11 protein-coding genes are annotated in these 12213 nt (G+C 61.9%); 4 read left to right on the top strand and 7 right to left on the bottom strand.

Going from position 1 to position 12213, the window contains the following annotated elements; all coding sequences use genetic code 11:
- The first annotated feature begins 46 nt into the window (after positions 1-46).
- Positions 47-1357 (top strand): glutamate-cysteine ligase family protein, encoded by a 1311-nt coding sequence (locus SFHG_RS09455; protein WP_042436834.1) that lies wholly within the window; start codon positions 47-49, stop codon positions 1355-1357.
- Between the two features lie 110 nt (positions 1358-1467).
- Positions 1468-1896, top strand: a complete 429-nt coding sequence (locus SFHG_RS09460) for an FKBP-type peptidyl-prolyl cis-trans isomerase (RefSeq protein ID WP_042436837.1) — start codon at positions 1468-1470, stop codon at positions 1894-1896.
- A 64-nt stretch (positions 1897-1960) separates the two neighbouring features.
- Here SFHG_RS09460 and SFHG_RS09465 read toward each other — a convergent pair whose 3' ends face one another.
- From SFHG_RS09465 to pheS, 5 genes are all read right to left on the bottom strand, one after another.
- Positions 1961-2782: a hypothetical protein gene (locus tag SFHG_RS09465; protein ID WP_042436840.1), complete on the bottom strand. Its 822-nt coding sequence runs from the start codon at positions 2780-2782 to the stop codon at positions 1961-1963.
- A complete protein-coding gene (locus SFHG_RS10700) occupies positions 2769-3155 on the bottom strand; it encodes a hypothetical protein (RefSeq protein WP_148514844.1) in 387 nt (128 codons plus the stop codon). The genes SFHG_RS09465 and SFHG_RS10700 overlap by 14 nt, the downstream gene beginning before the upstream one ends.
- Positions 3156-3305: 150 nt before the next feature.
- The gene (locus SFHG_RS09475; protein ID WP_042436844.1) at positions 3306-4190 is read right to left on the bottom strand and encodes a methionyl aminopeptidase; all 885 of its coding nucleotides are present in this window, start codon (positions 4188-4190) and stop codon (positions 3306-3308) included.
- Positions 4191-4318: 128 nt separating this feature from the next.
- Positions 4319-6814: a phenylalanine--tRNA ligase subunit beta gene (gene pheT / locus SFHG_RS09480; protein WP_042436846.1), complete on the bottom strand. Its 2496-nt coding sequence runs from the start codon at positions 6812-6814 to the stop codon at positions 4319-4321.
- 208 nt (positions 6815-7022) lie between these two features.
- Entirely contained in the window at positions 7023-8105 is a 1083-nt protein-coding gene (gene pheS, locus SFHG_RS09485) for a phenylalanine--tRNA ligase subunit alpha (RefSeq protein ID WP_042436848.1), read from the bottom strand.
- 666 nt (positions 8106-8771) lie between these two features.
- On the opposite strand from pheS, the gene SFHG_RS09490 reads away from it, so the two are divergent.
- Positions 8772-9374, top strand: coding sequence for a GNAT family N-acetyltransferase (locus tag SFHG_RS09490; protein ID WP_042436851.1), 603 nt, complete (start codon positions 8772-8774; stop codon positions 9372-9374).
- 218 nt (positions 9375-9592) lie between these two features.
- Positions 9593-10009 carry a hypothetical protein gene (locus SFHG_RS09495; RefSeq protein WP_042436853.1) on the top strand — a complete coding sequence of 139 codons (417 nt, stop codon included), beginning with the start codon at positions 9593-9595 and terminating at the stop codon, positions 10007-10009.
- Positions 10010-10015: 6 nt separating this feature from the next.
- Here SFHG_RS09495 and SFHG_RS09500 read toward each other — a convergent pair whose 3' ends face one another.
- Together SFHG_RS09500 and SFHG_RS09505 are read right to left on the bottom strand one after the other, a co-directional pair.
- Entirely contained in the window at positions 10016-11671 is a 1656-nt protein-coding gene (locus SFHG_RS09500; protein WP_042436856.1) for an ABC1 kinase family protein, read from the bottom strand.
- 15 nt (positions 11672-11686) lie between these two features.
- Complete coding sequence (locus SFHG_RS09505; protein WP_042436858.1) at positions 11687-12049, bottom strand: hypothetical protein; 363 nt, start codon at positions 12047-12049, stop codon at positions 11687-11689.
- Positions 12050-12213: the final 164 nt, after the last annotated feature.

The following is a 12213-nucleotide window of genomic DNA, read 5'->3' on the forward strand; positions in this document are numbered from 1 at the left end:
ACTGACGTATGATTGCAGCGATATTACCGGCCAAGGAGCTTGTTACATGAATATTCCAGCCCCCGAAAATCATACCGACGTCGCCGGCGGCGACGCCTCCCAACCTGCTCGTAAGCACAATATCAAAGCCCTGGCGGACTTTTTCCGAAGCGGCATCAAACCCGCTGGATCGCATGGGAAACTGGGCATCGAGCTGGAACAGACCATTGTGCGCGCCGACGGCTCCCCCGTTTCATATAGCGAGGAGAACGGCGTCGCGCATCTGCTTGAACAGCTAAGGGAATCCTATCCGCAAGCGACCGTAGACGAAGAGGGCGACCTTCTTGGCGTAGCTCGCCCGGGAGAGGCGATCACCATCGAGCCTGCCGCCCAAATCGAATTGTCGGCGGGACCGTTCGATGATTTGAAAAAGGCCCAGGAAACGTTTACCGCATATCGGAAAACGCTTGATGACCTGCTTGCCCCCAAAGGCATGCATGTGGTAGCGCAAGGTTACCACCCCACCGCCACGGCACGCAGCCTGGACTTGATACCTAAACGCCGCTACGCGTTCATGAATCGATATCTTGGCGCAAAGGACATCTACGGCCCCTGCATGATGCGAGGCAGCGCTTCAACGCAGATCTCCATCGACTACACAAGCGAGCAGGATTGCCTTCGCAAAATGAGGATCGCTTATGCGCTTACCCCTATCTTAAGCCTGATCTGCGACAATTCGCCGGTATTCGAAGGCAAGCCCCGCCCCCATAAACTGATGAGGACCGACATATGGCTCCACACCGACGGCGACCGATGCGGCCTTGTGCCCGGCGCGCTTTCGAGCGGCTTCACATTCGAGGACTATGCGGAGTACGTGCTGGACACGCCCGCTATAGTAGCGCCCGATGAGGACGAGGGCTGGCGCTACTGCGAACAGACCTTTGGACAGCTGTACGCCGACAAGCCGATGACCCGAAAGCAGGTGGAGCACGCGGTTTCCATGCAATTCCCCGACGTGCGGCTGAAAACGTACTTGGAAATCCGCCCGGCGGACTCTATGCCCATCCCCTACGTGATCGCCTATGCCGCCCTTATCAAGGGCTTGTTCTACAACGAAGGCAACCTGCAGCAGCTTGAAGCCCTTTTCGCCGATGTAGACGCCAATGCTTTTGAGATGGCGAAAGACGCCCTGATGGAACACGGCTACAACGCTCGTGTTTACGGAGCGCCGGTAGCCGACCTGTGCGACCGCGTTGTCGAGCTGGCTGAAAATGGCTTGAGCTCCGATGACCGCACGCTCCTTGAACCCCTTTCACGTCTTGTAGCCCAACGGGTCACGCTTGCTGACCTGGCAGAGAGGGAATCCAAGGAAGCGTAAAGCAACGGCAAGGGAACTTTTCGCGGTTCCCCCGTCATTACCGAGCCCGGCCTCAGGTTTGTCGGGTAGACTTAACCGAGCGAAATACCCATACGACAGGAGACGTTTCGATGAGCAACAAAGGCAAAAAGGTCAAGGTTCATTACACCGGCACGCTGGACGACGGCACGAAGTTCGACTCTTCCCTGGATCGCGGCGAACCCTTGGAGTTCACGTGCATGGCCGGGCAGATGATCCCCGGCTTCGATGCCGCCGTCGAGCTTATGGAGCAAGGCGAGACCAAGACCGTGCACATTCCCGCTGCCGACGCCTATGGAGAGCGCAACGAGGAGCTGGTGCAGCGCATCCCCTTGGATCAGATCCCCAACGGCAACGAGCTTCCCGTTGGCCAGACGGTGTACATGCAAAGCGGCGACGGTCAGATCTTCCCCGTGTTCGTGCAGTCGATCGAAGACGGCGTGGCAACCTTTGACATGAACCACGAACTGGCAGGCAAGGACCTGAACTTCGAGATCACGCTGGTGGAGATCGAAGGCTAGTCGATATAGCTTTTCAAGGTACTCCAGGGCCGCTCATTCGAGCGGCCCTTTTCATTGCAGGATGCTATGCCGCCTGCAGCCGGCCCATAAGGTTTTCCACCCTGTTGACAAAATCGCCCTCACAGGCCTGATTGAGTTTATCGACCCTGGCGATAAGGCGCTCTTGACACGCTTCTTCCAAGGCGTCGGGAACATACAATCCCATGGACGCGGCTCGCACCGCCGCAAGCCTGCCAACGGAATCTGCCGGAGGGAACGCTTCTTCGCAGCTTGCGAACGAGCAATCGCAACGAGGCAGGGATTGCGCACTTGTCTTTGAAGGGGCGCTTTCCGATGATGCGCTGAAAGCCCCGAAGCTCGATTCACCTTGCCTCGACACCGGCGTTTGATGCGTCAGATGCCAGAACGCGCTTGCAAGGACCATGTAGCGCTCGCAGCAATCCCAGGGGCCTTCGAGCCATACGCGATACGAAAGAACTTGCGACCAGGGAGCGCAGCCGAACAGGCACACGCCTTCAGCGACGCCTTGCCGCGCAGCGCCCGCAGACAGATCCGCCACGCGCGCCTGCACCAAACGCTCGATGCATGCCTGGCCCCGCCGCGCATGCACGACGAAGCGCTCTTCGGGGAATATGCACAGGGCTTTGCCGCTTTTGCGCTTCACCGCGCAGTCGAGCATGGCTTCCAAAGCGCGACCCATGCGTTTGCGGGCGATGCGACGCTGCTGCGGAGTTGCCTGACCCCACCCCGGCAAACGACGCGCATAACCCTGCTCGACCATGGAAAGCAGCGTTTCCCTATCGCAGCACAGTAAGGCATCCTGCAACGTGGGCACCTGTTTTCGAGACACCGACTGCGCATCCCAAAGAAGATCAGAGCACAACATGGCCGACCTCCTGCACAAGGGACACGGCATCGGCGCAATCCATAGCGCATGCGCATCGAAGCGGGAAGGCACCGGACAAAACCTGGTCGACGGCCGATCCATACTCCACACGATCGATATCCGGCCAATCACAAGCGCCTTCTGCACCGTATCCTGCCGGGATAAAGCCCCCTTCGAACAGCTGATATTCCATTGAATCGAGCGTATCGCGCAACTGACAGAGCGGAAGCGCCGCTATAACGACCAATGCACCTGGTTGCGCACAGCAAGACACAGACCCGTTACCGGACATGGCAAACACCTTCTTCGATTGTTCCAAAAACGGAGAGGATCTTGCAAGCGTGGAACGGGCAGCGAGGAACACCGCTGCCATCTACGGGCGACCTTGGAAGGAGGCGCTTGCACTGGCTCTGAAGTGTTAACGGGAGTATAACACGATTTCGTACGTTTGTTCGTTATAAAGTGAAAAAAAATCCCCGGCAGGGAGGGCCGTGCTGCCCAACTTCCCTACCGGGGTGAAAGATTACCAGCTCAGAAGCTCATAGCCGGTTTCCGTGACCACCAGCTGCACTTCCCACTGAGCGGAGGGCTTGCGGTCCGCAGTGCGGACGGTCCAGCCATTGGGGTCGGTCATGTCGATCTTGTGGCCTCCCATGTTGATCATAGGCTCGATGGTGAAGCAGCAGCCCGGCGCCAACACCATGCCCGTTCCGGGCTCGGATACGTGGCTGACGAAGGGATCTTCATGGAATTCCAGGCCGATGCCGTGGCCGCCGAACTCGCGCACCACCGAAAAGCCCTGCGCGTGAGCGTATTCGTGCACCGCGGCGCCCACATCGCCCAGCAGCCCCCACGGCTTCACCGCGGCAAGACCTGCCTCCAGCGCCTTCTTGGTTTCCTCCACCAGGCGGCGTTTCTCATCGGACACCTCGCCGATGCAGAACATGCGCGAGGAGTCGGAATAGTAGCCATCCAGGATGGTGGAGCAGTCGACGTTGACGATATCGCCGTCTTTCAGCACATCGTCGGGCGACGGGATGCCGTGGCAGACCACTTCGTTGATGGACGTGCAGACGCTTTTCGGATAGCCCTCGTAATCAAGGTCTGCCGGGATGCCTCCATGCTCGACGGTGTAATCATAGATCCATTTGTCGATCTCCTCGGTGCTAACGCCTGCGCCGATCCGCTCGGCCACGAGGTCCAGCACGCCGATGTTGATAGCAGCGCTTCTTTTGATGCCCTCGATCTCCTCCGGCGTTTTCAGCAAGCTGCGCTGGGGAACCTCGAAGCCCTGCTCATAGAGGCTTTGCAAGCGCTCGTCGAAATCGAGATGGCACTTCTTGTATTTGCGCCCGCTGCCGCACCAGCATTCGTCGTTACGACCGGGGCTTTTCAGATTATCGTACATATCGCATCCTTTCGTTTGCGCTCCATTGTAACGCTGTTAGCCATGGTTAAGTCTTAGAATCCGCCTGAAACAAGGAAACCGCCGGGCATAAACTCGGCGGCTTCCCTGGGCACGTGGGCTGATCGCCTTTACGCGCGGACCTCGGCGCCGGTGGCGCCGCAGACCTTCTTCACCAGCTTCGCGTGAGCCTTGTCGACCTCTTCGCCGGTAAGCGTGCGATCGGCGGCGCGATACGTCAGCGCGTACGCCATGGACTTCTTGCCCTGGCCGATACGCTCGGAATCGCGGTACACATCGAACAGGCGCACCTCGGCCAGCAGCTTGCCGCCCGCAGACGACATGCACTGCTCCAGACGCTCGTGCGTGACATCCTCGTCGACCACGAACGCCTGGTCGATGGAAACGGCCGGGAACGTGGGTACGTCGACGTAGTCGCGCGCAGGGCGGCAGACCTTGGCGAGCGCTTCGACGTCCAGTTCGAAGGCGACCACGGGCGCCTGCGCGTCATAGGCGGCGCAAGCCAGCGGATGCAGCTCGCCCACCCAGCCGAGCACCGTGCCGGCGGAGAGCACCTGGGCGGCGCGGCCGGGCTGCAGATGCGGGGCCTCCTGCGCAGACAGCGCCTTGTAACGGACCTTCGGGATGGCCAGCTCGCGCATCAGGTTCTCCACGACGCCCTTGCCATCGAAGAAGTCGAACGCCGCAGGCTGCACGTTCCAGGCCGCATCACCGAACGCGCCGGCCATGACACCGGCCAGGCGACGGCGCTCCTTGGGCTGCTTCTTGCCTTCATGGGCGAAGAACACCATGCCCTGCTCGTAGAGCTGGATGTTCTTCACGCCGCGAGCCTGATTGTGCGCCACCGAGCGCAAAAGACCCGGGATGATGCTCTGGCGCATGACCGACTGGTCGGAGTTCATGGGGTTGATGAGCTCCACGGGGTCGCCCAGCCCCTCGACGGGCATGCGCAGACGCTCGAGCTCGGTGGGCTCGGCGAAGGAATACGTCATGGTCTCGTTGAGACCGGACGCCGTCATGGTGCGGTTGACGGTATCCAGCACGTGCTCCATATGGGAGCGCACGCCGAAGCGGCCGCGGCCGCCGGGCAGCGTCTCGGGGATGAGGTCCATGCCGTACAGGCGCAGCACCTCCTCGTACAGGTCGATCTCACGCGGCAGATCGGGACGGAACGTGGGGGAAACCACGTCCAGCACATCCTCGTCCGCGGTGTCTTCGACCTTGCAACCCAAGCGCTCCAGAATCTCGACGATGAACTCGCGCGGGATCTGGGCACCCATCATGGAACGGAAGCGCGGGATGCGGAACTTCAGCTGCGCGGCGGTACTGGGCTCGGGCCACACGTCGATGATGCCCTGGTCGTCGGCCGCGGCGGCGCTTACGGTGCCGCCGGCAACCTCCACGATGAGGGCCGCCGCGGCGGCGGAACGCGCCTCGACGCCGTGGTCGTCCACACCGCGCTCATAGCGCATGGAGCTTTCGCTGATAAGCCCAAGGTTGCGGCTGGTGCGGCTGGTGCGGCCCGCCTCGAACGTGGCGGCTTCCAGCAGGATGTTCACCGTATCATCGGTCACCTCGGTGTCAAGGCCGCCCATGACGCCGGCCAAGGCAACCGCACCCTGCTCAGGGGTGGAGATGACGGTCATGTCGCTGGTAAGGGTGCGCTTCTCGCCGTCAAGCGTGGTCAGCGGCTCGCCGTCTTGCGCGGCGCGCACCACGATGTGCGCACGACCATCGGCATTCTTCAGTTTGTCCAGGTCGAACGCGTGCAGCGGCTGGCCGAACAGGAACAGGATGTAGTTCGTGACGTCGACGATGTTGTTGACGGAACGTTGGCCGATGGCCGCAAGGCGCTCGACCATCCAGTCGGGGCTGGGGCCCACCTTGCAGCCGCGGATGACGCGCGCCGTATAGCGCGGGCAGCGCTTAGCGTCCTCGACCGTGATCTGGACCTCTTCGTCAACGGGGGTTGCGGAGGCGTCGAGCTGGAGCTTGGCCGCCATCTCCGCCAGCGGGTCGTTCCAGTCGCGACGGTACATCGCACCCACCTCGCGAGCCAGGCCTGCGATGGAGAGGCTGTCGGGGCGATTCGGGGTGATCTCCAGGTCGAGCACGGTGTCGGTGAGTCCGGCGTACTCGGCGAACGGGACGCCCACCGGGGCATCTTCGGGCAAGATCATGATGCCGTCGTGGTCGCCGCTCAGACCGAGCTCGCGCGCGGAGCAGTTCATGCCGAAGCTGGCGACGCCGCGAAGCTTGGACTTCTTGATCTTCACGTCGCCGGGCAGCTCCGCGCCCACCATGGCGGTGACGATATGGTCGCCCTCGTTGAAATTCTGGGCGCCGCAGACGATCTGCAGCGGCTCGGGGTTGCCTTCTTTGTCGACGTTGAGCCCGCCCACGTCGACCGAGCACACCCACATATGATCGGAGTCGGGATGATGCTCCTTTTTAAGGACCTTGGCAGTTACCACGTGGTCGAACGCGGCGCCAAGCGTCTCAACGCCCTCCACGCCCGTTCCCGTAAGGTCGAGTTTGTCGCAGAACGCCTTGATGTCCGTAGGGACCTCAACGTATTCGTTCAGCCATTTCAGCGATACTTTCATGACATTCTCTTTCTATGACATCGGCCAAGGCCGATGAAAATCAGTGGGACGGCCGAGCTTGCCGGGATCGGCTTGGATGGCGAAGCGCCGTATCAAACGCATCCGACCAAGCCGAGCACGGCCACCGCCCGTGCGCCGAAAGCGGAAAACCCGAGCTAGGTTCCGCCGATCCGAGCCGCCGAGCGACCTCGCCGTCGAGCAAACGGGGCTAGAACTGGCGAAGGAAGCGCATATCGCCCTCGAGCAGCATGCGCAGGTCGGGGACGTTGTACTTCAAGCACGCAACGCGCTCGACGCCCACGCCGAACGCGAAGCCCGAATACTCCTCCGGGTCGATGCCCGACATGCTGAGCACGTTGGGGTCGACCATGCCGCAGCCCAAGATCTCCAGCCAGCCCGTGCCCTTGCACATGCGGCAGCGCTCGCCATCGTGCAGATGACCCGTGCCGCCGCACACGCCGCAGCTGACATCGGCCTCGGCAGAAGGCTCGGTGAACGGGAAGTAGTGGGCGCGGAAGCGCGTCTTGCGATCGGGGCCGAACATCTGCTTGCAGAAGTAGTCGAGCGTGCCCTTCAGGTCGCCGAACGAGATGCCCTTGTCGACGACCAGGCCCTCGATCTGCGTGAACTGCGGCAGATGGCTGGGGTCGGCGACATCGCGGCGATACACCTTGCCCGGGGCGATGATGTAGATGGGAGGCTTCTGCTGCTCCATGACGTGCACCTGCACGCCGGAGGTCTGCGTGCGCAGCAGCACCTTGGACTCGCCGCGCACCGCGGACTCCTCGCCGGAGCGGTCGACCACGTAGAAGGTGTCCTGCATGCTGCGGCTGGGGTGGTCTGCCGGGGCGTTAAGCGCCTCGAAGTTATAGTAGTCGGTTTCCACCTCGGGACCTTGAGCCACGGTGTAGCCCAAGCCCAGGAAGATCTCGGAGATCTGATCGGTGATGGCGTTGATGAGGTGGCGCGTGCCCACCTGCTGGCCGCGGCCGGGCAGCGTGACGTCGACGGCCGCCGCATCGATAGCCGCCTCAAGCTCCTTGGCGGCAAGCGCGCGCTTGCGCTCCTCGAGCGCCGCCTCGACGGCGCCGCGCACCTCGTTCACCGCTTTGCCCACGGCGGCGCGCTCTTCCTTCGCCACCTGGCCCATGCCGCGCAGGTAGCCCGTCAGCGTGCCGGCCTTGCCCAGCACCGCCACGCGCACCTCCTCGAGCGCGGAAGTGTCCGCAGCCTGTTCGATGGCGGCCAGCGTGCTCGTGCGCAACGCCGACAGCTCGTCCACGATTGCCATGTGTCCGATCCTTTCCATATTTGCCGACGGCCGCCGTATGCGGCCAACAAAAAAGAGCCCTCTTCGCCTTTGGCCTGGGATTTACCCAGTCCAAGGACGAGAGAAGGCTCTCGCGGTACCACCTTGGTTGACGGACGCGCACCTGCGCGAACCGCCCGCTTCATTCGCCCCGATAACGGAGGGCTGCCGCCACGGCCTACTAAAACGTCCGCGCTTGCCGCGCCCCGCTTTCAGCCATGATGCTCGGAAGGGAATCAGTGCGCCTGCCGCCCGGGTCCTTTCAGCCGATGAGACCCGTCTCTGCCGACCGCGATGATGCGCGCCGCTGTCTTCGTCTATGCATGTGTCTACGGAGTATACCGCAAACATCGACGATTCGTAGCGTTTTCCATATCGCGCGCACCCGATGCAAGAAGACTTGGGCTTCGCGGAAACAAGCCGGGACCGCCCGGCGTTGGAACAGGCGAGGCCGCAGCGTATCCCGCAATTCGCCGCATCACGCCGGCAAAGCACACCCGAACCGCGAATCGGCCGATGATGAAGTCGAGCTAATCTCGGCACAGAAGCGTCCAGCGTAGGAATCGGGCGTCATCTCGACCGTCACGCAACCCCCGCAAAGCAGTAGTACCATAGGCTCCTGATCGAAAACGAGAAGGAGCCCTTTTCATGACCACTCCCGTCATCCGCCTTGCGACCAGCGCCGACTCCGATGCCATCTTGGGCATCTACGCGCCCTACATAGACACGTCCATAACGTTCGAGGAAGAAGTGCCCACGCGCGAGGCCTTTCAAGCCCGTACGGACGGCGTGCTTGCCGCCCACCCCTACCTGGTTGCCGAGCTTGACGGCAAGGTGGTGGGCTACGCTTACGCACACGAGCTGCGCGAACGCGGCGCCTACCGATGGAACTCCGAGCTTTCCGTGTATCTAGCACCCGCCGCGCAGAGCCACGGGCTGGGCGCCGTGCTGTACCGTGCGCTCATCGAGCTATGCGCCGCACAGGGAATCAAAGCGGTGTACGGCATCGTGACCAGCCCGAACGATCCCAGCCAACGCCTGCACGAAGGCCTCGGCTTCGAAGTGATGGGGCATCAACGACACGCCGGCTTCACGTGCGGACAATGGCATGACGTCACCTGGTACGTGAAGTTCCTGACCAACCGGTTCGAGGACGACCCCGCCTCCCCGGTGCCCTTCCCGCTGCTGCGCGACCAGCAGCCGCAAACGGTGAAGGATATCCTGGATCGAGCGAACACGTCCCTGCAATAAGACGCGGGCTTGGTCGGAGTCGGAGACGGACGCGTCGCCCCGCAACGATTCGCCCCTGTCGCAAAACCGTGCTGAAAAAGGGAACCATTAGGTAACGCCCGCCAGCACGCACCGCGCCCCCAGGCAAAGAGCAATACAGTAAACACCGCGCCCCGCAAGGCTGCAAACTCACCTTACGGGGCGCGATACGCCGCACCACCAAAACGTTAGGCACCTCTATGAAAAACTTCTTCCAACGATTGGCTCAACGCACTGCCGTATGGATGCAGGGCCGTTACGGCAACGACGACCTTTGCAACGCGCTGGTAGCGCTGGGCGTCATCACCATGCTAGCTTCCATCCTGCCGCATTGCGGATGGCTTTCCTATGTCGCGCTTGCGGCGATGGCGCTGGCCATTTGGCGCACCTGCTCGAAAAACATCGGGAAACGCCGCCAAGAGAACCAGAAGTACCTGCGCCTGTCCGCCAAACCCCGCCGCAGCTACGAGCTTGCGAAGAAGAAATGGTCCAACCGCAAGACCACGAAGTACTTCCGCTGCAAGAATTGCGGGCAGGAGCTTTCTGTGCCCCGCGGGAAAGGAACGATGCGCGTGGTGTGCCCGAAATGCAAGACGGAGACGAAGATGAAGTCGTAACAAGCGCTAACGTCGCTTGCGCAAGATATCCGTGACCACCCAGATGGACAGCACCAACGCGCCCAGATATCCGAAGAAGGACAGCACGGGAACCCCGAGAACGCGCGGCTCCACGGTGGACAGGGCGACCATGGACGAGCCAATGAACAGGCCTGCCACGATGATGCCCAGCGACAGCCTGTTGATGATGATCGAAAGGCTGCGCATGGGCGCCTCGGAGCCCAGGACCTCCATGTTCACCTTAACCTGCCCGCGCGTGAGCATGTGCAGCGCCTGACCTGCATACTTCGCCGTATCCAGCGTGCCCGAGCCTGCGGCGCGCAACGCCAGCGCCAGCTCCTGCATGGCGCTTATCATCTCAGCCTTCACATCCTTCGTGCGCTGGATATGCGCGTTGATGATGGACACCATGTTCTCATTGGGGATGAGCGGCATGACGGTACCCTCAAGGGTGACGATGCCGCGCGACACGCTGGTGATGGACGGCGGCAACGTGACCTTGCATTGGCGCGTGAGGTTGAGGATGTCCGAAAGCAGCTGACCGACGTCGATGGCGCTGACGTCGCATGAGCCGTAGTCTTTCAGCAGCAGATCAAGGTCTGCCAGAAAGCGTGTATGGTCGATGGCGTTGTTGTCGCGCTGGATGGCGAACGCCAGCAGGGCGTCTTTGAGCTCTGAAGCGCTCTGCATCCCCACGGCGTTGATGATGGAGCCGAACCCCGCGCGGTCGCGCGGGGATAAGCGGCCCATCATGCCAAGGTCGATGTAGACGATTTTCCCGTCGCGCACCAGCATGTTGCCCGGATGCGGGTCGGCGTGGAAAAAGCCGAAATCCAGCACCTGCGTGGCATAGTTGTCCAGGATCTTCTCGCCGATCTCCTGCAAGTCGTATCCTGCAGCGCGCAGCTTCTCGAAATCATCGATGGGGATGCCGTCGACGTACTCCATGACCAGGATATTCTCGCGACACAGCTCGGGATAGACCTTCGGGCATGCGATGAAGGCCACATCCTTGTTCAGCAGCGCGAACTCCTGCAGGTTGGCCGCTTCGCGCTTGAAATCCGTTTCCTCGAGAAACGTTGCCCACAACTCCTCGACCACATCGCGCAAGTCGAGCATCTGCCCGTCTTTGATGAACCGCGACGCCTGCCGAGCCACGATACGCATGATGTCGATATCCTGCGCCATGGTGGCGCGCACGCCCGGCCGCTGGATCTTCACCGCCACCACGCTGCCGTCGGCAAGACGCGCCTTGTGCACCTGCGCCAAGGAAGCGCTTCCGAGCGGCTTGGGGTCGATCTCTGCGAACAGCTTTTCGCGTTCGTCCCCGTAGATGGAGTCCATGGCCGCAAGCATCTCATCGAACGGAAGAGGCTTCGACCTTGCCTGCAGCTTCTTCAGCTCATCGCAATAAGCCTTGGGCAAGATCTCCGAACGGGTTGACAGCGTCTGCCCGATCTTCACGAAGCTGGGGCCCAAGCCCTCCAGCATGCTGCGGAAGGATTCGGGCGTGAACCCCTTCGTGAAGTGATGCTTCTGCATGATGGTATATATCTCGCGCAGCCTTTGCGTGCGCGATTTGCGCGTAAGGTTGAACTGCCCCTCGGGGTCCACCTCGGAACCCGACGAGAAGAAGTACTTCAACAGCGTGTTGTCGGCCATGGAAGCACGCGACCCCTATTGCTCAGCGGACGCTTCGGCCTGCTCGGAAGGCTCCTGAGAGCCCTCGGCTTGCGGCTGTTCCTGCACAGGCTGCGCCGCCGGGCGCGCCGCGATCTCGGCCGCCTTCGCGGCGAAGGCCTCGCGCTCCTCGGGGGTCATGACCGACATGCGCGCCTCAAGCGCATCGAAGCGCGCGGACTGCGCGGCGTTCGCCGCCTTGTGCACAAGCTCGGTGTTGATCTGCTTGCCCTGCTCGACGGTAAGCTCGCCCTTCGCGATAAGCGTGCTCACCAGATCCGTGGCCTTCTCGCCCGTGATGGCCATAGCCCCCACGCCAGCCAGGAAGATGTCCTTGAAACCATCGCCGATCGTTGCCATATCAATTCCCCTTTCGATACGCTCGCACATTCGGCAAGCCCCTACGTACCTATAATGCAACACGCCCGGCCGCCTAGGCGACCTCAAGCGCGAAGTTGAAGCCGAAACGATACCTTACGCGCCTCGGCGGTCGCGCCAAGGGCCTCCGCGATGCCGGTCCCCTG

The organism is Senegalimassilia anaerobia JC110, from assembly GCF_000236865.1.
Taxonomy (GTDB): domain Bacteria; phylum Actinomycetota; class Coriobacteriia; order Coriobacteriales; family Eggerthellaceae; genus Senegalimassilia; species Senegalimassilia anaerobia.

Coding starts and splice junctions, on each gene's coding strand:
- SFHG_RS09455 (WP_042436834.1), top strand. CDS start 47: ATGAATATTCCAGCCCCCGAAAATCATACCGACGTCGCCGGCGGCGAC.
- SFHG_RS09460 (WP_042436837.1), top strand. CDS start 1,468: ATGAGCAACAAAGGCAAAAAGGTCAAGGTTCATTACACCGGCACGCTG.
- SFHG_RS09465 (WP_042436840.1), bottom strand. CDS start 2,782: ATGTTGTGCTCTGATCTTCTTTGGGATGCGCAGTCGGTGTCTCGAAAA.
- SFHG_RS10700 (WP_148514844.1), bottom strand. CDS start 3,155: ATGGCAGCGGTGTTCCTCGCTGCCCGTTCCACGCTTGCAAGATCCTCT.
- SFHG_RS09475 (WP_042436844.1), bottom strand. CDS start 4,190: ATGTACGATAATCTGAAAAGCCCCGGTCGTAACGACGAATGCTGGTGC.
- pheT (WP_042436846.1), bottom strand. CDS start 6,814: ATGAAAGTATCGCTGAAATGGCTGAACGAATACGTTGAGGTCCCTACG.
- pheS (WP_042436848.1), bottom strand. CDS start 8,105: ATGGCAATCGTGGACGAGCTGTCGGCGTTGCGCACGAGCACGCTGGCC.
- SFHG_RS09490 (WP_042436851.1), top strand. CDS start 8,772: ATGACCACTCCCGTCATCCGCCTTGCGACCAGCGCCGACTCCGATGCC.
- SFHG_RS09495 (WP_042436853.1), top strand. CDS start 9,593: ATGAAAAACTTCTTCCAACGATTGGCTCAACGCACTGCCGTATGGATG.
- SFHG_RS09500 (WP_042436856.1), bottom strand. CDS start 11,671: ATGGCCGACAACACGCTGTTGAAGTACTTCTTCTCGTCGGGTTCCGAG.
- SFHG_RS09505 (WP_042436858.1), bottom strand. CDS start 12,049: ATGGCAACGATCGGCGATGGTTTCAAGGACATCTTCCTGGCTGGCGTG.